The 22,397-nt window shown below is 37.0% G+C and carries 24 protein-coding genes; 10 read left to right on the top strand and 14 right to left on the bottom strand.

All coding sequences use genetic code 11. The features are described from left to right. Position 1: 1 nt before the first annotated feature. The 8 genes from GFU89_RS00600 to tpx form a co-directional block, all read right to left on the bottom strand. The gene (locus GFU89_RS00600) at positions 2 to 1,213 is read right to left on the bottom strand and encodes a DUF763 domain-containing protein (RefSeq protein ID WP_318845281.1); all 1,212 of its coding nucleotides are present in this window, start codon (positions 1,211 to 1,213) and stop codon (positions 2 to 4) included. 77 nt (positions 1,214 to 1,290) lie between these two features. Further along, on the bottom strand, positions 1,291 to 2,421 hold the full coding sequence (locus tag GFU89_RS00595; RefSeq protein WP_318845280.1) for an NAD(P)/FAD-dependent oxidoreductase: 1,131 nt from the start codon (positions 2,419 to 2,421) through the stop codon (positions 1,291 to 1,293). A 49-nt stretch (positions 2,422 to 2,470) separates the two neighbouring features. After that, positions 2,471 to 3,304 carry a helix-turn-helix domain-containing protein gene (locus GFU89_RS00590; protein ID WP_318845279.1) on the bottom strand — a complete coding sequence of 278 codons (834 nt, stop codon included), beginning with the start codon at positions 3,302 to 3,304 and terminating at the stop codon, positions 2,471 to 2,473. A gap of 35 nt (positions 3,305 to 3,339) precedes the next feature. Further along, positions 3,340 to 3,744 (bottom strand): glyoxalase superfamily protein, encoded by a 405-nt coding sequence (locus GFU89_RS00585; protein WP_318845278.1) that lies wholly within the window; start codon positions 3,742 to 3,744, stop codon positions 3,340 to 3,342. A gap of 11 nt (positions 3,745 to 3,755) precedes the next feature. After that, a complete protein-coding gene (locus GFU89_RS00580; protein WP_318845277.1) occupies positions 3,756 to 4,103 on the bottom strand; it encodes a VOC family protein in 348 nt (115 codons plus the stop codon). 85 nt (positions 4,104 to 4,188) lie between these two features. Then, on the bottom strand, positions 4,189 to 4,878 hold the full coding sequence (locus tag GFU89_RS00575; RefSeq protein WP_318845276.1) for an alpha/beta hydrolase: 690 nt from the start codon (positions 4,876 to 4,878) through the stop codon (positions 4,189 to 4,191). A 67-nt stretch (positions 4,879 to 4,945) separates the two neighbouring features. Further along, complete coding sequence (locus GFU89_RS00570; RefSeq protein ID WP_318845275.1) at positions 4,946 to 5,521, bottom strand: Crp/Fnr family transcriptional regulator; 576 nt, start codon at positions 5,519 to 5,521, stop codon at positions 4,946 to 4,948. An 82-nt stretch (positions 5,522 to 5,603) separates the two neighbouring features. Further along, positions 5,604 to 6,104 (bottom strand): thiol peroxidase, encoded by a 501-nt coding sequence (gene tpx / locus GFU89_RS00565; protein ID WP_318845274.1) that lies wholly within the window; start codon positions 6,102 to 6,104, stop codon positions 5,604 to 5,606. A gap of 168 nt (positions 6,105 to 6,272) precedes the next feature. On the opposite strand from tpx, the gene GFU89_RS00560 reads away from it, so the two are divergent. Then, positions 6,273 to 8,492 carry an NADP-dependent isocitrate dehydrogenase gene (locus GFU89_RS00560; protein ID WP_318845273.1) on the top strand — a complete coding sequence of 740 codons (2,220 nt, stop codon included), beginning with the start codon at positions 6,273 to 6,275 and terminating at the stop codon, positions 8,490 to 8,492. A 205-nt stretch (positions 8,493 to 8,697) separates the two neighbouring features. Here GFU89_RS00560 and GFU89_RS00555 read toward each other — a convergent pair whose 3' ends face one another. Continuing rightward, complete coding sequence (locus GFU89_RS00555) at positions 8,698 to 9,033, bottom strand: helix-turn-helix domain-containing protein (protein ID WP_318845272.1); 336 nt, start codon at positions 9,031 to 9,033, stop codon at positions 8,698 to 8,700. Between the two features lie 100 nt (positions 9,034 to 9,133). Between GFU89_RS00555 and GFU89_RS00550 the strand changes: the two genes are divergently transcribed. From GFU89_RS00550 to GFU89_RS00520, 7 genes are all read left to right on the top strand, one after another. Continuing rightward, positions 9,134 to 9,880 (top strand): SDR family oxidoreductase, encoded by a 747-nt coding sequence (locus GFU89_RS00550; protein ID WP_318845271.1) that lies wholly within the window; start codon positions 9,134 to 9,136, stop codon positions 9,878 to 9,880. Positions 9,881 to 10,051: 171 nt separating this feature from the next. Then, entirely contained in the window at positions 10,052 to 11,032 is a 981-nt protein-coding gene (locus GFU89_RS00545; RefSeq protein ID WP_318845270.1) for a heme-binding domain-containing protein, read from the top strand. Further along, a complete protein-coding gene (locus GFU89_RS00540) occupies positions 11,029 to 11,472 on the top strand; it encodes a hypothetical protein (RefSeq protein ID WP_318845269.1) in 444 nt (147 codons plus the stop codon). The genes GFU89_RS00545 and GFU89_RS00540 overlap by 4 nt, the downstream gene beginning before the upstream one ends. Positions 11,473 to 11,616: 144 nt before the next feature. Beyond that, complete coding sequence (locus GFU89_RS00535; RefSeq protein ID WP_318845268.1) at positions 11,617 to 12,630, top strand: sensor histidine kinase; 1,014 nt, start codon at positions 11,617 to 11,619, stop codon at positions 12,628 to 12,630. Continuing rightward, a complete protein-coding gene (locus GFU89_RS00530) occupies positions 12,611 to 13,375 on the top strand; it encodes a LytTR family DNA-binding domain-containing protein (protein WP_318845267.1) in 765 nt (254 codons plus the stop codon). Before GFU89_RS00535 ends, GFU89_RS00530 begins: the two co-directional genes overlap by 20 nt. Positions 13,376 to 13,656: 281 nt before the next feature. Then, positions 13,657 to 14,430: a DUF1223 domain-containing protein gene (locus tag GFU89_RS00525; RefSeq protein ID WP_318845266.1), complete on the top strand. Its 774-nt coding sequence runs from the start codon at positions 13,657 to 13,659 to the stop codon at positions 14,428 to 14,430. Between the two features lie 32 nt (positions 14,431 to 14,462). Then, complete coding sequence (locus tag GFU89_RS00520) at positions 14,463 to 14,855, top strand: DoxX family protein (RefSeq protein ID WP_318845265.1); 393 nt, start codon at positions 14,463 to 14,465, stop codon at positions 14,853 to 14,855. A 330-nt stretch (positions 14,856 to 15,185) separates the two neighbouring features. On the opposite strand, the gene GFU89_RS00515 is transcribed toward GFU89_RS00520, so the two are convergent. The 4 genes from GFU89_RS00515 to GFU89_RS00500 form a co-directional block, all read right to left on the bottom strand. Beyond that, positions 15,186 to 16,178 carry an MBL fold metallo-hydrolase gene (locus GFU89_RS00515; RefSeq protein WP_318845264.1) on the bottom strand — a complete coding sequence of 331 codons (993 nt, stop codon included), beginning with the start codon at positions 16,176 to 16,178 and terminating at the stop codon, positions 15,186 to 15,188. 95 nt (positions 16,179 to 16,273) lie between these two features. Next, entirely contained in the window at positions 16,274 to 17,275 is a 1,002-nt protein-coding gene (locus GFU89_RS00510) for an aldo/keto reductase (protein WP_318845263.1), read from the bottom strand. A gap of 86 nt (positions 17,276 to 17,361) precedes the next feature. Next, a complete protein-coding gene (locus GFU89_RS00505) occupies positions 17,362 to 18,267 on the bottom strand; it encodes a helix-turn-helix transcriptional regulator (protein WP_318845262.1) in 906 nt (301 codons plus the stop codon). A 118-nt stretch (positions 18,268 to 18,385) separates the two neighbouring features. Beyond that, positions 18,386 to 18,850, bottom strand: a complete 465-nt coding sequence (locus tag GFU89_RS00500; RefSeq protein ID WP_318845261.1) for a hypothetical protein — start codon at positions 18,848 to 18,850, stop codon at positions 18,386 to 18,388. A 416-nt stretch (positions 18,851 to 19,266) separates the two neighbouring features. Here GFU89_RS00500 and GFU89_RS00495 point away from each other — a divergent pair, with 416 nt between their 5' ends. Beyond that, entirely contained in the window at positions 19,267 to 19,554 is a 288-nt protein-coding gene (locus tag GFU89_RS00495) for a GNAT family N-acetyltransferase (RefSeq protein WP_318845260.1), read from the top strand. On the opposite strand, the gene GFU89_RS00490 is transcribed toward GFU89_RS00495, so the two are convergent. Next, on the bottom strand, positions 19,555 to 20,652 hold the full coding sequence (locus GFU89_RS00490; RefSeq protein WP_318845259.1) for an MBL fold metallo-hydrolase: 1,098 nt from the start codon (positions 20,650 to 20,652) through the stop codon (positions 19,555 to 19,557). Positions 20,653 to 20,823: 171 nt separating this feature from the next. Between GFU89_RS00490 and GFU89_RS00485 the strand changes: the two genes are divergently transcribed. Continuing rightward, positions 20,824 to 22,362 carry a S41 family peptidase gene (locus GFU89_RS00485; protein WP_318845258.1) on the top strand — a complete coding sequence of 513 codons (1,539 nt, stop codon included), beginning with the start codon at positions 20,824 to 20,826 and terminating at the stop codon, positions 22,360 to 22,362. The last annotated feature ends 35 nt before the right edge of the window (positions 22,363 to 22,397 follow it).

Genomic DNA, 22,397 nt, shown 5'->3' with positions numbered 1-22,397 from the left:
TTTAAAACAGGGAAAGCTGTATCGATTTCGGAGTGTTGGGTTTCTGGGCATCTCCAAATACCGTTTTTCCGCCAAAACGCCACGAGTTTTGTCTTTCTTCTTCAATCACCTGCTGAATATCAAAATCCGGAGTGAAATCTTTTTCGGCGTTGATTACAATCTGATGAAGTTTATTCAGGGAATTTAATTTATCAGAATTTCCCAATTTGGACTTTTCTATTCCTTTTTTCAGGATGCTGATACTTTCATCATAGGTATTGACAGGAACAGGAAAAGGATGTCCGTCTTTTCCTCCATGCGCGAAGGAAAACCTTGCCGGATCGGCAAATCTTGAGGGAGCTCCGTGAATGACTTCACTTACCAAAGCCAATGACTGCATGGTTCTTGGCCCTACTCCTTCCAGCAACAGTAAATCTTCAAAATTTTGTGGCTGCTGTTCCTGAGTAACATATAAAAGTGCTCCCAGACGCTTAAGATCTACATCGGAAGCCTGAACGTCATGGTGAGCAGGAAGAATCAATCTTGCGAAATCTTTCATCACTTCCGCAGAATCGGTATGGGAAATATCTAAAATTCCTTTTCTGTTCTCAGAAGCTTCAGTATCTGTAAGGTTAAGAATCTTTCCTCTTGAAATTCCGTTGATCCCTGTATGAGGCTGTTCTACAAATGATGTAATGTTTTCAGAATGCCAGTGATAACGTCTTGCTGTTCCGTCCGACTCATGCATTCCCTGCTGAATAACGCTCCAGTTTCCAGTATCGGAAAGGATGAAATTGTGCAGATACAATTGATAGCCGTCCTGAATTGCCGTATTATCTACTTTTGCAGAAAGCTTGCTGGCTCTTACCAGGTCTGTTCCATTGAGTCCCGTTTTATCAGCAATTCTGATCAGCTCTGACGGAGTTTCCCGGGAAAACTTCCCTTTTCCCCCGCAGATATAAAGTCCCAGGGATTGTGAATTGGGATTAATAGAACGTTTCAATGCTCCCATGACAGAAGTGGTAATTCCTGAAGAATGCCAGTCCATTCCCATCACCGCTCCAAAACTCTGAAACCAGAACGGATCTGCCAATCGGCGCAATACCTCATCTTTCCCATAATCCATGAGAATGACTTCGATAATAGAAAGTCCCAGAACAGACATACGCTCATACAGCCATGGCGGTACTTTGCCATAGTGAAGAGGTAAATCTGCTGTTCCTGAACGTTTCATTATATTTTTAAAATGTAAAGGTAAGTTTTATTCCCATTACTATTTAATGACCAGAATCATTAATTCTATTATCACAGTTATTGGATAAGACTTGTAAAAGAGAAACCGGGATCACGCATTTCCAGTTCATTTTTACTGGATTCCTGCTGTGCTTCTTTGGCATAGACAAACATTTTTTGTTCGTAAGCGTCAATAGCTTCATTTATGCTTTGATATTTTCCTTCTGTCAGGTTTTCTGATAAGATTAAAGCATCCATCAGCCCGCTATTCACTCCCTGCCCTGCAAAAGGCGGCATCAGATGTGCAGCATCTCCAATAAGTGTTACAGGCAAAGAGCGGTTATTTTTCCAGGGTTTGTCTAATGGAATTTTTCTTGTCGGCAGCCCTACAAAAAAGGAAGTTGAATTAAATAGCTGTTGATAAAGTTCATTCCATGCAGAGAATCTTTCAGAAAGAAACCGACGAACCTGTTCTGTATCCTTAAAGTCCAAGTTACAGCCATTTTTCCATTCTTCAGACTTTTTGAATATAACTCCATACGTCATTGCTCCGTTATTATAAGGATTGGCTACCAATAAATTGCCTTCAAAAGCGGTCATTGGTCTTTTCCCGTCGCACCATTCAAAGAATTCGGGACATGCTTTCTCAGGTTGAGGAATATCTCCCTGAATGATAAAAGTTCCTGTATCTTCTACTTCTGTGTCTGTTACATATTTTCTTACTTTAGACATTCCGCCATTAGCGCCTATGACCAAATCCGCAGTAACATCAGGTTTATCCTTAAAATGAAGCTGCCATTTCCCGTTATTTTCTTCCATTCCGGTAAAGTTCATATCCCAAATTACCGTATTATCTGAAAGGCTGTTCAGCAACATTTCTCTTAAATGGTTTCTGTTGATTTCCGGGTTGTCATATTGATTTTCAGGTGTGATTTCTTTTGTGAAAAGTATACTGCCATGTTCATCAGCGATTTTAATTCCCATAGGCAAGGCGATATCGTAATATTTATCCAACAATCCAGCCTTTTTCATTGCTTTCTGTCCTGATTCCCGGTGAAGATCTAAAGTTCCGCCCCAAACTCTTGTCTGTGCGTTCTTATCTCTTTCATAAACATTTACTTCAATACCTTTCTGCTGTAATAAGACTGCCATGGTTAAACCAACCGGACCTGCGCCAATAATGGCTATTTTTTTATGATTGAGTAGCATAATTTTGTGATGTATTTATTAGACCACAAAATTCAGGAATGTTATGGCATCAGGCTTGTACAAATGCGACAAAATCATTGTTTACCATCTGTTTTCTTTTTCTGATTTCGCGGGCAAAAGCGGCAGGTGTTATTCCAGTATATTTTTTAAAGTCTCTGCTTAAATGAGGCTGATCACTATAGCAAAACTCCTGAGCCAGAGCGGCAAGAGAAGTTTCAGGAGAAAGCCATAACCGGTTTCTTATCTGTTCAAAACGCATCACCCCAGATATATCTTTAACGGTATGACCGGAATATTGTTTAAATTTTCTTTCTAATGTGCGAACCGTCATATGAGCAGCATCAGCCACCTGATTGACAGGAATAGTCCCATTTGCTTTTCTCATAGCAGCTCCTGCTTTGAAGAGCAGACTGTCAACCGTAATCTGTGACCGTAATTTCAGAAAGTATTGTTCTACCTGAGATATGGCTTCTTCTATTTTACCTGCAGTAACGAGATCATTTAATACAGATTGAAGCTGGGCAACCGGATGTTCAAATGTATGAGCTACGTTTTCAGTTTTTTCTGAAGAAAGCCCCAGTAAGTCAAAAACAGCCCATGGAAAACATCTTACACTGATGATTTCCAATTGATTTTGAGCATAAAAAAGAGCGGGTTGATTGAGCAGACCCATGATAAATGGAGAGGGTAAAGACTGTACATTCCCATCCTGGGTAATACTGCATCCGCTGCCGAAATGAAAAATAATTTCAGCATATCCATCTGGAAGCACAGTAAATCCGGACGGTGTTTCTCCATAATCTCTTCTGTTATACCAAAAACATTTTATGGCATCCTGAAGTTCTTCAGAGGGTTCAAATTCCTGATGTATATTTGAAAGCATGATCCATTAATAATAGTTAAAGTACTTGAAAAGAATTAATCCTGTGAATAAAATTCAAGGTCTTTGTGTTTCTCTTCATCAAATTCTTCTTCGAATGTAATTTTGTTTCCGAAAGGATCAATTACGGTAAAAGATACAGCGCCATAAAATGTTTTTTCAAGTCCCGGACGGTTGTATTTGTATTTTTTGCCAATCAGTTCTTTATGATATTCAGGAACACCTTCCCCCCAGATAGCTACTCTGGTTCCGGGCGTACCGTCACCATGATGTTCACTTAAGTGGAAAATAATATTTTCTCTTTTCACTTCCATATAAACGGGAGTATTTTCATCAAAATAATGTTCCCATACGATCTCAAACCCCAGCCAGTCTACATAGAATTCTTTTGTTTTCTGATAATCGAAGATTCTTAAAATAGGAATTATCCGTTCTGCTTTCATTATAAGATAGTTTATTGGTGAGACAGTATATTGATCAGTTTTTGAAATGGATCTTTAACAAAAAATCTGCGAACTCCCCATTCTTCATTGGTCAGCTCGTAAGTGATTTCAAAGCCTGCATTTTTCATTTTATCATAAATTTCATCTACATTATCTACTTCAATGGAAAGATCGGGAACTTCAGTATCATTTCCTCCCTGTTCAGCAAAACTGATCTGAACTTTTGCCTCTTCATTATTTCCCAGAGTCTTTATCCAGCCATGATCCATCAAAACATTCAGTTCCAGAATTTCCTGATAGAAAAGGTCTGCCTGCGAAAGATCATCCGTTTTAATATTGGCTACGATTCTTTTTACCATTTTGTACTAGTTTTTCATTAAAAAAGCCTTGTGAAATTACATAAAATTTCACAAGGCTAATCAATTATTGTATTGTATGTTGTTTTTAAACAGCCGCTGCTGCTTCTAAGATCAACTGAGTAACTTCTTCCGGATGTGATGCCAATGAAGCGTGTCCTGCATCCAGAGAAATTATTTTTTTAGGTTCAAGACGCTCTGCCATTTCTTTTTCCGTTTCTGCAGGGATCATACGGTCCTGTAACGAGATTTGATACCAACTTGGGCGAATTTTCCATGCAGGTTCTCCCGCTACATCTCCAAAACATTGCCCATGAATAGGTTTTTGTGATAACGACATCACCAATGCTTTTTCATCATCTAAATCCTGGCAGAAAGCAGATTTAAATTCATCGTATTTGATCCATAAAAAACCTTTATTATCCGGATAAATACTAGCTCCACCTGGTGACTCACGTCTTCCCAACAGAGAGCCCAGACTGTCGCCTGCATCAGGTGCAAAGGCAGCAATATAAACCAATCCTGCTACTTTATCATGGTGTCCCGCTCCTGAAATAACGGCACCTCCATAAGAATGCCCTACTAAAAGCACTTTCCCGTCTTGGGCATCAATAAGATCTTTAGTCTTATTAATATCGTCTTGCAATGAAGTAAGTGGATTCTGAACGCTTCTTACTTTATACCCTGCTTTTGTAAGTGAAGGAATAACGTATTGCCAGTGCGATCCGTCTCCCCATGCTCCGTGTACCAAAATAATGGTTAATTCTTTTTGTTCCATAATGATTGTGTTAAAATTTGATGATGGTAAAGCTAAAGTTTAAAATATCAGTGGACGTTAACTTAAGTTAATTAACAATCCGGCTTCTTATCCGGCTGAGTGACTGCTCTGTTACACCAAGGTAACTGGCAATGTGTTTCTGGGCTACTTTCTGGAAAAGTGCAGGTTGTTTTTTTACAAGATTGAGGTATCTGTTTTCCGGAGAATAGCACAACAGGTCATCAATTCTTTTTTTAGCATCCAGATAAATCTTTTCACTCATCACACGTCCGAATTGCTGCCAGTAGGCTTCTTTTTTGTATAAAGCCCGCAGATGATCCTTACTCAGCAGTAGAATCTCACAGTTTTCCAGTGCCTGGATATTCATATTGGACACGGTATCGCAAAGTATGCTTTCGTAATCGGTAAAAAATTCATTTTCAAAATAGAACCCAAAATTGATTTCACGACCCTGATCATTGATATAAAAACATCTGATTGTTCCTTTTTTAATAAAGCCAAGGTATTTGCATTTGTCTCCCTGTTTTAGAAAAAAATCAGATTTTAAAAATACTGTATCATGAAGGAGTGCATAAAATTCTTCAAAATGTTCCGAGTCTACCTGAAAAAGTTCTCCATATTTCTTGTAATTGTCTGACATCATTTGGTGTTTGATTAGGTTTTACATTCAAAAAAAGCCTTGCAAAAATTACATTCACAAGGCTTTTCTACAAAAATTATTTTTATTATTTCAATGCTGCAAGAGCCGCATTGTAATTAGGTTCGTCAGCAATTTCTGAAACCTGCTCAGTATATACTACTTGATTATTTTCGTCTGTAACGATCACGGCACGGCTCAATAGTCCTTTCAAAGGTGAATCTGCGATTGTCACTTCATAATCATCTCCAAAACTGCTTCTGAAATCTGAAAGTGTTTCTACATTGTTCAATCCTTCAGCTGCACAGAATCTTCCTAAAGCAAACGGAAGGTCTTTTGAAACATTGATGATTACTGTATTGTCAAGTTTTGAAGCCTCTTCATTGAATTTTCTGGAAGAAGCGGCACAAGTAGGGGTATCAATACTTGGGAAAATATTGAACACTTTTCTCTTTCCTTCAAAAGTTTCAAGTGTTTTCACATTTAATCCTGAATCTACCAATGCAAAATCTTTTACAGTGGTTCCTACAGATGGTAAAGCTCCTATTGTGTGTACTTCGTTTCCTTTTAAAGTGATTGTCGTGGACATAATTTTATTTTTTAGTTTTTCAAATTTAATCAAAAAAGAAAATTTCCACGGTCTTATTAAGGTTAAATTAATCTTAAAGTAAAAAAACTCGATAAAGGATTCATCCCAAAATTTAAATTTTAACTAAATTTGTGGGACTTAAAATTTCAAATAAAAAATAACAGTATAATGTCAGAAAAATCAAAAATCTATTACACTCTTACTGATGAAGCTCCAATGCTGGCTACTCACTCGTTTTTACCTATTGTAAAAGCATTTACTAAATCAGCAAATATCGAAATTGCGGTTCCGGATATTTCTTTGGCAGGAAGAATTTTAGCAAACTTCCCTGAGTTTTTAAAAGATGACCAAAAAATTGGTGATGCTTTATCAGAACTAGGCCAATTGGCTACTCAACCTGACGCTAATATCATTAAGTTACCTAATATTTCTGCTTCTGTACCGCAATTGGATGCAGCTATTGCAGAGCTACAAGGTAAAGGTTTCGCTGTTCCAAACTATCCTGCAGAACCTAAAAATGACGAAGAAAAAGCAATCAAGGCTAAATATGCTAAAGTATTAGGAAGCGCTGTAAACCCTGTGTTAAGAGAAGGAAACTCTGACAGACGTGCTCCAAAAGCCGTTAAAAACTATGCAAAAGCAAACCCTCACAGAATGGGTAACTGGGCATCTGACAGCAAAACTGACGTAGCTCATATGAATAATGGTGATTTCTACGGTACAGAAAATTCTACTACCCTAGAAAATGCTGCAAAATACAGAATTGTATTCAAAGGAAATGATGGTTCTGAATCTGTATTAAAAGATTTCGCAGGTCTTCAGGCTGGTGAAGTTATTGATTCTTCTGTAATGAATTTAAATGCATTAAAAGTATTTGTTCAGGAGGCAATTGAGGAGGCTAAGAAAAGAAACATACTTCTTTCTGCCCACCTTAAAGCTACCATGATGAAAATCTCTGATCCAATCATTTTCGGGGCTATCGTTGAGACTTTCTTCAAAGAAGTATTTACAAAATATGCTGAGACTTTCAAGTCTTTAGACATCAATCCAAATAACGGTCTTGCTGATCTTTTCGAAAAAATCAAAGGAAATGCTCAGGAAGCTGACATTAAAGCTGATATTGAAAAAGCTCTTGCTGAAGGACCAAGAGTGGCCATGGTAAATTCTGACAAAGGAATTACTAACTTCCACGTACCTTCTGATATCATCGTTGATGCATCTATGGCTGCTCTTGTAAGAGGCGGAGGTAAAATGTGGAACAAAGAAGGAAATGAAGAAGATACAGTTTGTATCATTCCAGACCGTTCTTATGCAGGTTTCTATCAGTCTGTAATTGACGATATGAAAGCGAACGGGAAATTAGACCCTACTACAATGGGATCTGTTCCAAACGTAGGTTTAATGGCTCAGAAAGCTGAAGAATATGGTTCTCATGATAAAACGTTCCAATTGTCTGCTGAAGGAACTGTAGAAGTTCAGGATGAAGCTGGAAACGTTCTTCTTTCTCAAAAAGTAGAAAAAGATGATATCTTCAGAATGTGTCAGACTAAAGATGCTCCTATCCAGGACTGGGTAAAATTAGCGGTAAACAGATCAAGATTATCTGATACACCGGCTATCTTCTGGCTAGACAAAGGAAGAGCTCATGACAGAGAAATCATCAAAAAAGTAGAAAAATATCTTGCTGACCACGATACAACAGGTCTTGACATCAGAATTCTTGATGTAAAAGATGCGATGACTGAAACGCTTAAGAGAGCAAGAGAAGGTAAAGATACGATCTCTGTTTCAGGAAACGTATTGAGAGATTACTTAACGGATCTATTCCCAATTCTTGAACTTGGAACTTCTGCAAAAATGCTTTCTATTGTTCCATTGATGAATGGTGGCGGTTTATTTGAAACTGGTGCTGGAGGCTCTGCTCCTAAACATATTGAGCAGTTCTTAGAAGAAGGATACTTAAGGTGGGATTCTCTAGGTGAATTCTTAGCACTTCAGGCGTCTTTAGAGCACTTGGCACAGACTCAGGGAAATACAAAATCTCAGGTGTTAGCTGATGCATTGGATGAAGCTAATGCTAAATTCTTAGCTACAGATAAATCTCCTGCAAGAAAAGTAGGTCAGATTGATAACAGAGGTTCTCACTTCTATTTGGCAATGTACTGGGCTGAAGCACTAGCTAACCAAACTGCTGATGCTGAGTTGGCTAAACAATTTGCTCCGGTTGCACAGGCAATGCAGGAAAATGAAGAAGTAATCAATGCAGAATTAATTGGTGCTCAGGGTAGACCTCAAAATATTGAAGGATACTACAAAGCTGATACGTATAAAACGTATGCAACCATGAGACCTAGTACTGTTTTAAATGAAATCATTGACGGAATTTAATTATTCGTTTTGATATAAAAATAAAAGCTCCTTTTTAAGGGGCTTTTTTTAGTCAATTATCGTTTTAATAGTGTAGTATTAAAACCACCCCGTCAAAAATTCAAAGAATTTTTGACATCCCTCCAGAGGAGGGGAATTGAGCACATATTCATTAGTCAAGGTTAATGCATCTAATTCCTAATCCCTGCAACCTATCACCTCTCACCTATCTATCCTCCACAATCACTCTTCTGTGCTCCCTGCCCCAGTTAATCATTTCCATAATGATGTTTCCAAAAGTCCGGCAGTATTCTGTGGGTTCATATTCTATTAAAACAGGAGTTTCTGGATAAACGTTCCGTTTTAACAGTTTATTCAGTTCCATATCTTTCAGTTCTTTTGAAAGCATTCTTGTTGTAATTCCGGGAATACTCCGTTCAATTTCCCTGAAGCGTCTGTTCCCATTACAAAGCGAATTGATCACAGGAATTCTCCATTTTCCTCCGATAAAATAAAGGGTATCCTGTAAGGCTCTAAGTTCTTCGTTTTGATCTCTTTCCATAATTGCAAAGTTAAGTGATATCATGAATGATACTGGTATACTCTGTGATACTGATAACAAAAGTATACCATTTTGAAATAACTTTGTCAAAAATTTTACAATGAAAAAATTCAGTAACAAACTGGCTATCGTGACAGGAGGAAACAGCGGAATCGGATTCGCTGCAGCAAAAGAACTTATTTCAGAAGGTGCAACAGTCGTTATCACTGGAAGACGAAAAGAAGCAGTAGAAAAAGCGGCTCAGGAGCTTGGTGCTATCCCATTCATCGCAGATCAGGCAAATCTTAGTGATATTGATCTTTTAAAAGAAGAAGTAGAAAAACAGTTCGGAAAAATAGATATCCTGTTTATCAATGCAGGAATTACAGGAACCCTGACCTCCATTGAGAATATGGATCTCGAAAATTTTGATCAGGTGATGAACATCAATTTCAGGGGTGCATATTTTACATTAAGCAAATTCATTCCCTTATTAAATGATGGTGCGTCTGTCATCTTTTTATCATCCATTGTGGCTTCTACCTATAAGCCTAACAGTTCTGCTTATCAGGCAAGCAAAGCTGCGTTGAACTCAATTGCAAAAACAGCAGCGGCAGAATTAGCTCCAAGAAAAATCAGAGTGAATATGATCAGTCCCGGTCCTATAAAAACTGAGATTATGAGTAAGGCTGGACTTGATGAAGAGACATTGAAAAATATTCAAAACCATCTCGTAGATCAGATTCCATTGAAAAAAATGGGGACAGCTAAAGAAGTTGCTAAACTGGTTAGCTATTTATCAGATGATCAGATTTCAAGCTATGTCACCGGAACCGAAATTGTGATTGACGGTGGTATTACTCTATAAACGTTAGATTTAATCAGATCCCGGTAACATCATTACCGGGATTTTTCTTGTGTATTTTCGGGGCTCAAAATTCCGGATTCACCTTTTGATTTGTCCGGCTCGGCCTGTTTTCCGTTTCACAGCACGGGCTATCCGTCTACTTTTGATCCAGAAAATAAAACAATACTCATTATGGATACCGTAAAGAAAAAAAGAAACTCCATTGCTATAGTATTTCTGGCTATATTAGGAATCTTCGGAGGATTGCAGCTATTCAGCAGACCATTGGAAGGAAAACCGGTTACAGGAAAGATTGAAGCACCAAGGGAAGTCATCAGTATTCTTGAAAACTCATGTTTCAACTGTCATTCCAATCAGCAAAACCTAAGTTGGTATGATAAAATTGCTCCTGTTTCCTGGGCTGTGAATAAAGACATTAAGAGAGCCCGAGAAGTCCTGAATTTCTCAGAGTGGGAAAAATATTCTCCAGCTGACCATCAGGGAAAAATGTATGCTATTCTCAATATGATGCAGAGCGGGAAAATGCCTCTTCATGAATATACGCTTCTTCATCCCTCTGCCAAGATTACAGAAAAGGATATTGAAACCATTAAAAAATATACCCTTTCATTATCTTCAGTAAATCCCGCAGCACAACATAAAAATGAACCTCATCCGGCTTCCAGTACATCTGTTCCAACTCCAGCAAATTTTCCGGTTTCGCCCAATGGAGTTCAGTATACTCCAGATTTTAAAAACTGGAAAGTCATCAGTATGAGTACTCTTTTTGACAATTCCATCCGTGTTATTTATGGAAATGATATTGCGGTAAAAGCGGTGGAAACAGAAAACTTTCATCCATGGCCAGACGGAAGTATTGTGGTGAAATCTGTATGGAAACAACAGGAATTACCTGACGGAGAGATCAGACCCGGAAAATTTATCAATGCTCAGTTTATGGTAAAAGATTCCAAGCAATATCAAGATACTGAAGGCTGGGGATTTGCAAAATTCTCAGGAGATGACCTTCACCCTACCGGAAAAACGGCATCATTTGCTAAAGAATCATGCATTGCCTGCCACAGACAATTAGCAGAGAAAACAGACTATCTTTTTGATGTTCCCATGAAAGTAAATACCCAAAGATTAATTCAAAATCTACAGAAAAAATGAAAAATACAATACTGATCTTAATGGTAAGCCTTGTTGCTCTTACCGCCTGCAGCAAAGAAAATAATGAGAAAGATAATGGACTTTCAAGGGTTGTTTTTGACCCGGGACCTTTAAAATTCATCTCCAATTCTTTGAATCCTAAGAAAGAAACGATGTCCGCTTTATACGGCAATGAAAAAGCTTTAGAATCTTTATCAAAGGAAAATCAGACACCAGAAGCTGGTTCAATGATGAAACTGGTTACCTGGAAATATCATGACAATCCTCAATATATAGGTGGAACAATCACCGGGGAATTGGTAAGTATAGAAACAGTACAGGCCGATCAGCTGGGAAATATTTCTTATGATATTAAAAATGACCTTGGAAAGACCATTTCTCCCAACAAAGAAGAAAGAATACAATATTTTATGAGCTACCGTCCTGTCAGCAGACCTTAAAAGTAAACTCTGGATTCCTTTTTATAAATATTCAATCTCACAAAACCGATAAATACAGAATGAAAATAAAACTCCCGTTTCACTATTTATCATAATATTTTCAATAAAAAGCATTAATTTAACTTTTTCAAATCAGTAGATTTCATGCAACAGCAAAAAATAAAAATTTCACAAGCCATTATCTGGATAAGCTCCATTTTTCTGGGTATTTTATCTTCCGTACCTCAGCTTGCTTCTCATGAATTCAACTGGAAAGAAGCGATAGTCAACTCAGCCATTACAGCTGCATTTTCTGTCATCATGTGGTATGTCAACATTTATATTCTGAACCGTACCGCAAAACGAAGACAGCATATCTCCTACTCAAGATTGATGGTGGTACTGGCTTTCGGGATGGTGATTATGTTTGGACTTGCCTGGGTTCAGCAGCTTATTTTATCTCATATCAATTTCGGACCGGTTATGCTAATGATTGAAGTACGAGGAATCTTAATCAATCTGGTGTGCTATATGTTCCTGAATTTGCTTCAGAATAATTATACAGGCCAGCAGATACAGCTTGAACTGGAGAAGGTTAAAAGTGACAATTTAGGGGCGCAGTATGAATTACTGAAACAACAGATCAACCCACATTTCCTTTTTAACAGCCTGAATACGTTAAAATTAATGGCGGAAACGCATGACGAAGAAACGGTTGATTTCATTGTGAAACTTTCTGATTTTTACCGGTTTACACTCGAAAGCAGAAAACTGGACCTGATCAGTGTTCAGGAAGAAATGAAAATAGTAGACGCTTATCTTTTTCTTCAGAAAGCACGTTTTGGTGAAGGAATTAAATTTACCAACGAGCTTGGAAAAGAAACAGGCCAAACCCTTATTCCTCCTTTTACGCTTCAGCTTTTGGTGGAAAACTGTATCAAGCACAATATTGTTTCGCAAAGTAAGCCTTTACACATTAAAATATACACCGCTGATGCTCAAATTGTGATTGAAAATCCTATACAGCGAAAGATGAACACTGAAGATTCCCTGGGAGTTGGACTTGACAATATCAAAATGCGTTACAAACACTTGCTGGAAAAGGAAATTACTATTAATTCAGACGAAAAAAACTTTCAAATAAAACTACCATTAATCCATGAATATCATCATTATTGAAGACGAATTCAGGGCTGCAAAATCCCTTCAGAATTTAATTTCAGATTTAAAACCAGACTCAAAGATACTGGGTGTTTATGACAGTATTGAAACAAGTATTGAAGGCTTGAAGGATGTGAAACCAGATCTTATTTTTATGGATATCCAGCTTTCGGACGGGCTTTCATTTGAGATTTTTAAATCCGTGGACATTACCTGTCCTGTGGTTTTCTGTACGGCCTTTGATCAATATATGCTGGATGCTTTTAAGAGCAAAGGGGTTGATTATGTTTTAAAACCGTTTTCCAAAGAAGATATTGCTGAAGCTCTGAGAAAGGTTGATGAACTGAAAAAATTCTTTCAGAAGAATGATCTTCCTGATCTGGAATTGCTGATACAAAAAATCAACCAGCCTGCGCCTGCTGGCAAGAGTAGTTTTCTGGTTTTTAAAAATCAAAAATACACTACAGTTCTTACGGAAGACATTGCTTATTTTTATATCCATAATGAAATAACCCATCTGGTAACATTTGGAAAAGAGCAGTTTCCTCTTACTCAGCCTTTGGGACAGGTTGCGGAACAGGTTTCTGATAAACAATTCTTCAGGGTTAACAGGCAATATCTGGTGAACTTCAAAGCCATTAAGGAGATGGAACATTATTTTCAGCGCAAAATATTGGTGAAACTTACTGTAGAAACTCCGGAAAAACTTCTCATTAACAAAGAGAAGACCCATAACTTTTTTACATGGCTGGAAGATAGATAGGAAGAAAGCTTGAAGTACCTGAAGCCATTCTAATATATAAAACTTTTAAAAATAAATTATACCCCTGATTGTGATGATCAGGGTTCTTTATTTGATTTTGTCTGAGCACATCATTAGTCTCCAAAACCTTGAGGTCTTCCGGGCTCCAACTTAATTTCTTCACTTCTCAAAAAACATTACCCCGGCCAATTTCCAGATTCACCTTTTGATTTGTCCGGTTGAACCATTTTTGTATTCTTTCACCTTTCCAGAGTATCTACTTTTGAATCAAATTAAAAGACATGATACTAAAAAACTTAATCACAGTAAGCGCTTTCACCGCATTATTATTTGCTACTTCAGCATTTATTCATCAAGATAAAGTACAAAAGACGGCACAAAATACAACCACGGAAAACGGTTTTGCCGTTTTGGAACTTTTCACTTCAGAAGGCTGCTCCAGCTGTCCTCCGGCAGATGAATTAATGGGCAAAATAGGGAAAGAATATAAGGGCGAACCGGTTTATCTACTCTCCTACCACGTTGATTACTGGAACCGCCTTGGGTGGAAAGACCGATTCAGTACTGCTGAGAACTCACAGCGCCAACAGCAATACAGCCGTATTTTGAATTCACAGGTTTATACCCCTCAATTAGTTGTCAATGGAAAAACGGAATTTGTAGGGTCTGATGAACATTCTATCAAAAATGCAATCCAGGAAACCTTGTTTAATTCTAAAAAAACAAATGTAGAACTCTCTGCAAATGTTTCTCAGAAGGAGATCAATGTACAATATAAAACTTCTACCACCGATCCTAAGAATATGCTTCTCATTAATCTGGTTGAAAGACATTCTTCCACTCAGGTAGGAAAAGGTGAAAATGAAGGGCGTCATCTCCATCACTGGCAGATTGTTCACAAACAAAATCATATCTCACTGAATAAGCAACAGGAAGGAACAACAACATTTAAACTTCCGGATGATTTTTCTCCTGAAAACTGGGAAGTCATAGCTTTTATTCAAAACCCAAAAACAGGAGAAATATCTGGATCAGCAAAAACAGCTTTCAAATAACTTTTAAAATAATAACTAAAAATAATACTACAATGAAAACAAAAACAACAAAAATCATCTATTGGACAGGAGCAATTTTTATGTCATTATGGTTCGGAGCCAGCGGTTTCTTTGAACTCACAAAGAATCCGGTTGTATGGGACATTACGCAGCAGCTAGGCTATCCAACTCATTTCATTTATATACTGGGGGTTTTTAAAATATCAGGTACTCTCGTTCTTCTCCTTCCCAACAAATTACTGAGGTTGAAAGAATGGGTATTTGCAGGAATGTTTTTCGATATCCTTTTTGCTTTCTTTTCAAAAATCGTGGTACTTGGTTTTTCATCTACAACAGACGCAATAGTTGCTTTCTCTGTACTTACTATGACTTATCTTATGTTCAGAAAGCTGTATTCTACCAAACTGATATTTGAAGAAGCTTAATGATTATAAACTCTAATTTTTTCTTATGTATAAAAAACAGATCCTCTCGTTGCCCGGGAGGATTTGTTGTATATATTGATGATTAATAAGTTTTGGCTAAAGCCGAATGAATAAATATTTATTGAAAAAGTGAACTAAAGTCCGGTTCTAGTGATTGAATTACCTCTTATAATTAACCACCCCGTCAAAAATTCTTTGAATTTTTGCCACCCCTCCGAAGGAGGGGAATGCCAAGTACCTTATTACTATTGGTTATTGTTTTCAATTTCTATTTGTCACCCCTAATCCCTGCAACCTATTACCTATTACCTATTACCTATTACCTGCCACCTAATTCATAAAACTTTCCGGGAACCATTCAAATGCTCCGGATTTTATTTTTGTAAAGCCCAGACCAGGCCATGGCAAATGATAAGCAAATGCTCTGGCTTTGGTATCAGCCAGCTGCTGAAGAAGTTTTTTCCTTGAATCGGTTGCAATATCCAGATCGGTATCACCGAAGTAACCCCATTCAGGATGTTGGAAAAGAATTACATCGGAATGAATCAAATCTGCAATGTAGATCAGCTTTTCATTTCCTGAAGAAATAGTTGTCACCGTTAAACCGGGAGTATGACCGGGAGCCAGCTGAAAACCGAAATTGTCATAGAGTGGATTATTAAGATCATAAAACTTAAGTTTCGGCTGAATCGTTTTTAGAATATTTTGAACAGCAGGAATAATCTGATTGAGTAATTCAGGCTGCTTTTTCAAGCCACTGTTATTAAAATCTTTAATAGTAGCATTCATCCAAAAGTCATGTTCAGTTTCTGAAATGAAAATATTGGCGTTCGGAAAAACCAGATTCTGTTTTTTATCAACTACTCCGCCAATATGATCAGGATGTGCATGAGAGATAAAAACATCGGTAATATCTTTTGGTGAAAAGCCTGCTTTTTGGAGACTTTTTAATAAGAATCCGGTTCTTTCATCAGCAAAAATGCCCATTCCGGTATCTAACAGGATGAGTTTATTATTTGTTTTCACCAATAGAATATTCATGGCCATATCAATATAATTCTCCGGTCTGAAATTATTTTTAAGAATTGATTTCAGCTCAGAAACAGTTCCTCTGGGAGCAAATGCATTGAAGTTTTCTTCATGAATATATCCGTCTGTAAGAACAAACAGCTCCAATTCACCAAGTTTCAGTTTTTTAAAACCGGAAAGATCATCACCCGTTTGTTCAGTGATTTTTGGGCTTTCTGCCAGTATATTAGAAAAAGGAATCATGCTTAATGTTCCTGCCAATAAACCATTCTTTAATAGTTCTCTTCTGTTCATAATTTAGTTTTTTCATATTAATATATTCCTTGGTGAGAATAATAACAAAAAACTGAGCTCCCATCATAGCAGAAGCTCAGTTTTTATAATAGTCTTTAGTTGTTCACCAGTTTCATTGAGCCTTCGGTGTATCTTTCCCCTACATTCGGGTATTTTTTCAGAATAGCATCAATGGTATCCAGATCTGATTGGGATAGATCTATATTGACAGCTGCAATATTTTCTTCCAGATATTTAATTCGTTTGGTACCCGGAATCGGGATGATGTCATCTCCCTGGTTCAATACCCAAGCCAGGGCGAGCTGGGTTCCTTTTACGCCTTTGGAAGCTGCAAATTCATTAATCTCGTTGGCCAGCTTGGTATTATTTTCAAGGTATTCCTGCTGATAACGCGGCAGTGATTTTCTGAAGTCATCATCACCAAGGTTCTGTACATCATAAATATTGGTAAAAAGACCTCTTGCCAGCGGTGAATATGGTACTAAAGAAATTCCCAGTTCTCTGATAGTTGGTAAAATTTCTTTTTCAATATCTTTCGTAAGGATAGAATATTCTGATTGCAAAGCTGCGATTGGGTGAATTTTATTAGCTTTTCTGATAGACTCAGCTGAAGCTTCAGATAATCCGATATATTTTACTTTTCCTTCTTTTACCAACTCTGCCATTGCTCCTACTGTTTCCTCTACAGGAATATTAGGATCCACTCTGTGAGCATAATACAGGTCAATAGTATCTATTTTTAATCTTTGAAGACTTAGATCTACTGCCTTTCTGATCCATTCAGGAGAACCGTCAAAATAAGTTCCCGGAGCTCCGCTGTGGCTTGCCTTATCGTCTTTAAACCTGAATCCGAATTTGGTTGCGATAAAAATCTTGTCCCTGTTCGGAACTAAAACCTTAGAGATTAGTTTTTCGTTTTCTCCGTTGGCATACATATCTGCAGTATCCCAAAAATTAACGCCTAAATCTAATGCTCTGTGTAAAGTATTGATACTTTCCTGTTCATCTGCCGGGCCATAAGCAAAGCTCATTCCCATACATCCTAAGCCGATTGATGATAACTGTTCGTCTGTGTTTCCTAATTTTTTAAATTTCATGATAAGTATGATTTAATTTTATAAGACAAAATTAGAACATGAAAAGGCCAATTCCGATATAGAATTCAAACTAAGAATTATAAAATTCAAACAATGTCCATTCTTAAGGCATTAGGCGTAATTCCGGTTTGTTTTTTAAAGTAATTGGTAAAATAAGCGGGTTCTTCGAAGCCCAGTCCATAAGCGATTTCAGCTACATTCCAATCTGTATGTTTCAATAAAGCATTAGCTTCCTGAATAATTCTTCCTGTAATCTGCTGGCTGGTGGTTTTTCCAGTGATCTCTTTTACAGAACGGTTTAAAGAATTCACATGGATGGAAAGGCTCTGAGCGTAATCATTGGGTGTTTTTAATTTTAAAAAGGCTTCGGGGCTGTCAATGGGAAATTGTCTTTCCAGCAATTCCATAAATAAGGAAGCAACCCTTTGTGAAGCATTCTGATAAGGTTCAAAACTTTCTGCCGGCTGCATTCTCATGGTTTCATGAATCATCAGGTGAAGATAAGCTCTCAGCATATCATATTTGTGAATATAATCCGACTGAATCTCCGTCATCATCTTCATATAAATATCAGAAAGTATCTGCTGCTGCTCATCATCCACAAAGAAAACCGGAGTTCCTCCAATCTTGAAAAGCGGGGAATCCTGAAGATTTCCCATACGGCTTCCATTATGCAGAAACTGATCGGTAAACAGACAAAACCAGCCTTTCTGGTCTTCATCATCGGCCTCCCAGGAATAAGGAATAATGGGGTTTGAAAATAGTAATGCCGGACGGTCTACTTTAATCCATTTATCGGCATAATGGAGTTTCCCTTTTCCTATGATCAGTGAAATCTTATAATAATCTCTCCTGCTGTAGGGAGTCAGCGGAGAACAATATTCCCGTGAAAAAACATTGAAGTGCCCCATTCTGTTAACCCCAAGACAGTGTGATGCCAGATTGAGAGCATTCCTTTCATAAAAACCTTTGACTGATTCGTGTGATTCCATAGATCAAAATTATAAAATTCAAACAAATTAATTAAAAAAAATAATCCTGATTTAAAAAAAATAAAATGACTGACAAAGATGCCAGCCATTTAAAAGTGAATATACCGTTGATAATAGTTTAATCCCAATCATCATCGTGACCATGACCACGGCCGTGATGTTTAGACTGTTTTTTATAGTATTTTTCCTGGTTTTTATAATATTTCTCCTGTTGTTTACGGTATTTTTTATAATCGTTCTTATTTCTGCCATAAACAATCACAGGATTTTGACCTCTATAATATCTCTTTTTAAAGACAATATACTTTTCTCTACCCATGATTCTTTCCAGCTCAGAATATCGGTCGTTTCTCCATCTTCCCGGCTCTACTACATATACCCTGTTCCAATTATCATAATCACGATATCGGTCATTTAAAACGTAGATCTGATTTGCCTGCGTTGTAGAAAGTACCAGATCAGCAACAACTCTTTGCCAGTTAACATCCGAAATACTCCTTCTGTAATCATTATAATAATCTGACTGGGCATAACTCAAACTGAATGTCCCAACCAAAAATGCTGTTAATAGTAACTTTTTCATTTCGTTCCCCTTTAAAAATTAAACATGATGACACGCTCAATTAAAGTGCCAAGTTTTAATTGCAAATAATAATTTTTGTTAAGAAAAATCATAAACAACTGATTATCTTTGAAATATTTCCTATATTTTCATGAAATTATTACATGTTAATCATCTTGAAATTACAATCAGAATACGATTAATTTCATTAAACACTTTATTGTTAGAAGGGTCAAAACGCACCTCTATTGAATTTTAACGACAAGATCTTTCATCTTTCATCTTTCATCTTTCATCTTTTACCTTTTTATATTATAAATTTCGTTAAGATTCCTGAAAACTATTATTTCATATTATTTAATTTCGTAATTTTAATGGAAAGAATGTTTTTGGGAAGTTCTCAAAATTATTTTTAATCAACCAAATCTTACATTATCATGGAAAATATAAAGTTTCAGGTATCGCCATATCAGGATGAATTACAGCTCCTTATTGATGGAGAAAAGGCAGGTTATATGTCTATAGAGGTTGACGGAAGACTGCTTATCGTGTATTATACGAAGCTTGATGAAGAACGTGAAGGAAAAGGATACGCTAAGCTATTGCTGGATGAATTGGTACGCTATGCAGAAGAAAAAGATCTGCTTGTAGACCCGGAATGTGATTTTGTACGACAACAGTTTGAAAATCATCCCGTAAGATATAAAGATATCTGGCATGCCTGATCAGTTTTCCCACCAGGCTGTAAATTGCTGTTCATCCTGATTCAGATCTACTACCTCTCCAATCATTGGAGTGAGGATATTCAACCCGTTTTCTTTTCCGAGGGCAGTTATCTTTTGTAAAGGTTCATTCCATGGGTGAAGAGCGAGTGCAAATTTTGCTGCGTGAACAGGGATGATGCGCTCAGCATTGAGATCAATAGCAGTCTGAATAACATCTTCCGGCATTGTATGGATATACCTCCATGCTTCCCCATATTGTCCGTTCTCAAGAATCGCATAATCAAAAGGACCATATTGCTCGCCAATTGTTTTAAAGTGGGTATCATAACCGCTGTCGCCTCCTAAGAAAATTCTCTTTGTAGGCGTTATCAGAACATAGGAACTCCACAGGGTATCATTCTGCCTGATTCTCCTTCCGGAAAAATGTCGCGCAGGAGTAAAAAAAATTTTTATATCATTCTTCAGGTGTACTTCTGTTCCCCATTCTTCTTCAATCAATGCATTTTCAGCATATCCCCATCTTTCCAGATGCGCTCCTACTCCCAAAGGTAAAATGGCCATTCCTGTTCTGTCTTTGATAGATTTTACCGTAGGGTAATCCAAATGGTCAAAATGATCGTGGGTTATTACAAGATAATCAACATTCGGAAGATCTTCAGGTTTAAAAATATCTGATCCTTTGAACGCCTTATTGAAATATTTAAAAGGAGAACCATACAAACTCAATACAGGATCAATCAAGAAAGAAACACCATCTGTCTGCAGATAATAAGATGAATGTCCCAGCCAGATAAATACATCCTGATTTTTGTCTATATTTTTTAAATCGGTACGAAGAGATGGAATTTCCTTTAAAGGCTTCAAGAGTGGATCTTTTTTCCCTAAAAAGAAATCATAAGTCACTTTCGACATTTTGTAGCCTTCTGTAATAGAGGGTGTATGACTGATATTCTGAAACTGTCTATTTTTATAGAGTTTTGACTGCTTGATGCGTTTCAGCCTCTTTCCTTTTGACACCCCGCCAAACGCCCTCATATTAATCACTATAAAAAAGGTAACTGTAAGCACAGCTACTGTCGTAATAATCCAATAAATCATCTGTAGAAAATAAATATCAAATGTATAGACTTTTGACTTTAAATGAAAATATATTCAGTTTCACTGCATTTTTTAACTAAATTTATCATGTATTTTGGAAAATTTATTATTCATTTAAGTCATGGTTAATTTTAAACTTTCTATTTTAGCACCCTAAAAAACTCAGATCTATTGAAAAATTATTCGGTAATATTTCTTCTCGCAATACTTTCGTCTTGTGCTTCTATAAGAAAACACAACGAACAGCGGGCTTCATGTATTCCACCGGAGCAACTCAAAGAGGATGTGGATTTTGCTTATTCAAAATTACAGCAAATGCATCCTCAATTATACTGGTATATTCCCAAGAAGGAATTGGACCATAAATTTGACAGTCTTAAGCAGACTCTCAATGAATCTCTTACTCCTCTTCAGTTTTATTTTAAACTTCAGCCTGTTATTGCAGGAATCCGTGAAGGACATCTTTCCTTGAGAATTCCCAGAAAGAAATTTACCAAAAGAGAGTTTAAAAGACTGGAGAATCAGAAAGGAATGTTCAGCCGTTTCGAATATTATATATCAGGTGATCAGATGTATATCATTCAAAACAGAGATTCTATTGAAAATATAAAACCCGGAACTGAGATTATATCAATAAACAATGTTCCTGTTTCGGATTATATAAAGAAATACAGAAGTCTGATCAGCAGTGATGGTGACAATACAACTTTCTATCCTTATTTTTTAAAAGATCTTTTTTTTAATTTTTATACTGCAGAAAACGGTTTTGGAAGTAAAGCCACCCTTGAAACTCTTTATCAGGGAGAAAAACGAACGTACACTTTAAGCAGAGAGACAAAATCTGACTCTGATCTTGAGAAGGATAAGGAAATGCAGAAAAAGACATTGGAAAAGAAACTGAATGATTATGTAGCTTCAAGTAATTCCTATAACAGAAGTTTTAAATTTCTGGATAAAGACAGCACTATTGCGTACATAAAGGTACAGAGTTTCTCCAGAGATTATTCTGATGAATTTTATAAAAAGACCTTTGCCAAGATTAATGGTGCCAAATCTCCCTACCTCATCATAGATGTCCGAAATAATTATGGAGGTTCTCTTTATGAGATCAATAACCTGTATTCTTATTTAGCAGATGCACCTTTTACTTTGATCAAACCTTCTCAGGTAACATCGAGAAATACTCCACTGCTTACCAATTATTTCAGAAAAAGCAACCCTCTAGAATATGCTCTTAAAAGCATTGCTTACCCTAGTTATTTTTTCGCTCAGACTTTCAGCACCTATAAAAAAGACGGAAAGGTTTTCTATAAAATGAAAGCTGATAAACCCACAAAACCCAATAAGCAAGCTTACCACGGAAAAGTTTTTGTATTGATCAATGGAGGAAGCTTCTCAGCATCTTCTATTATTACAGCCAAGCTTAAGAATGATAAAAGAGCAACTCTTGTAGGTGAAGAAACCGGTGGTGCCAATGACGGAACAGTAGCAGGCTTTTATTCTTACCAGAAGCTTCCTAATTCTGCAATCAGGTTTCCTATCGGATTACTTCTGGTACAGCCTAATATCAATTTCTCAGATTCACGGAAAGGGGTGATTCCTGATGTAGTGGTTACTGAAAGCATGCAGGATATCATTGATAAGAAAGACCCACAGCTGGATTGGATAAAAAATGAAATTGCTAAGGAAAAAGATAATAAAGGACAATAATTTATAAAGGTTCGGCGGGCTTTCAGCCCGCCGAA

The sequence above is a fragment of the Chryseobacterium sp. JV558 genome, assembly GCF_033712365.1.
Taxonomy (GTDB): domain Bacteria; phylum Bacteroidota; class Bacteroidia; order Flavobacteriales; family Weeksellaceae; genus Chryseobacterium.
The sequence above is the reverse complement of the archived record's forward strand: the minus strand, read 5'-3'. Positions and strand labels throughout refer to the sequence as shown.

Bases quoted from the DNA above. Each gene is read 5' to 3' on its own strand.
- GFU89_RS00600 (WP_318845281.1), bottom strand. From the start codon at position 1,213: ATGAAACGTTCAGGAACAGCAGATTTACCTCTTCACTATGGCAAAGTA.
- GFU89_RS00595 (WP_318845280.1), bottom strand. From the start codon at position 2,421: ATGCTACTCAATCATAAAAAAATAGCCATTATTGGCGCAGGTCCGGTT.
- GFU89_RS00590 (WP_318845279.1), bottom strand. From the start codon at position 3,304: ATGCTTTCAAATATACATCAGGAATTTGAACCCTCTGAAGAACTTCAG.
- GFU89_RS00585 (WP_318845278.1), bottom strand. From the start codon at position 3,744: ATGAAAGCAGAACGGATAATTCCTATTTTAAGAATCTTCGATTATCAG.
- GFU89_RS00580 (WP_318845277.1), bottom strand. From the start codon at position 4,103: ATGGTAAAAAGAATCGTAGCCAATATTAAAACGGATGATCTTTCGCAG.
- GFU89_RS00575 (WP_318845276.1), bottom strand. From the start codon at position 4,878: ATGGAACAAAAAGAATTAACCATTATTTTGGTACACGGAGCATGGGGA.
- GFU89_RS00570 (WP_318845275.1), bottom strand. From the start codon at position 5,521: ATGATGTCAGACAATTACAAGAAATATGGAGAACTTTTTCAGGTAGAC.
- tpx (WP_318845274.1), bottom strand. From the start codon at position 6,104: ATGTCCACGACAATCACTTTAAAAGGAAACGAAGTACACACAATAGGA.
- GFU89_RS00560 (WP_318845273.1), top strand. From the start codon at position 6,273: ATGTCAGAAAAATCAAAAATCTATTACACTCTTACTGATGAAGCTCCA.
- GFU89_RS00555 (WP_318845272.1), bottom strand. From the start codon at position 9,033: ATGGAAAGAGATCAAAACGAAGAACTTAGAGCCTTACAGGATACCCTT.
- GFU89_RS00550 (WP_318845271.1), top strand. From the start codon at position 9,134: ATGAAAAAATTCAGTAACAAACTGGCTATCGTGACAGGAGGAAACAGC.
- GFU89_RS00545 (WP_318845270.1), top strand. From the start codon at position 10,052: ATGGATACCGTAAAGAAAAAAAGAAACTCCATTGCTATAGTATTTCTG.
- GFU89_RS00540 (WP_318845269.1), top strand. From the start codon at position 11,029: ATGAAAAATACAATACTGATCTTAATGGTAAGCCTTGTTGCTCTTACC.
- GFU89_RS00535 (WP_318845268.1), top strand. From the start codon at position 11,617: ATGCAACAGCAAAAAATAAAAATTTCACAAGCCATTATCTGGATAAGC.
- GFU89_RS00530 (WP_318845267.1), top strand. From the start codon at position 12,611: ATGAATATCATCATTATTGAAGACGAATTCAGGGCTGCAAAATCCCTT.
- GFU89_RS00525 (WP_318845266.1), top strand. From the start codon at position 13,657: ATGATACTAAAAAACTTAATCACAGTAAGCGCTTTCACCGCATTATTA.
- GFU89_RS00520 (WP_318845265.1), top strand. From the start codon at position 14,463: ATGAAAACAAAAACAACAAAAATCATCTATTGGACAGGAGCAATTTTT.
- GFU89_RS00515 (WP_318845264.1), bottom strand. From the start codon at position 16,178: ATGAACAGAAGAGAACTATTAAAGAATGGTTTATTGGCAGGAACATTA.
- GFU89_RS00510 (WP_318845263.1), bottom strand. From the start codon at position 17,275: ATGAAATTTAAAAAATTAGGAAACACAGACGAACAGTTATCATCAATC.
- GFU89_RS00505 (WP_318845262.1), bottom strand. From the start codon at position 18,267: ATGGAATCACACGAATCAGTCAAAGGTTTTTATGAAAGGAATGCTCTC.
- GFU89_RS00500 (WP_318845261.1), bottom strand. From the start codon at position 18,850: ATGAAAAAGTTACTATTAACAGCATTTTTGGTTGGGACATTCAGTTTG.
- GFU89_RS00495 (WP_318845260.1), top strand. From the start codon at position 19,267: ATGGAAAATATAAAGTTTCAGGTATCGCCATATCAGGATGAATTACAG.
- GFU89_RS00490 (WP_318845259.1), bottom strand. From the start codon at position 20,652: ATGATTTATTGGATTATTACGACAGTAGCTGTGCTTACAGTTACCTTT.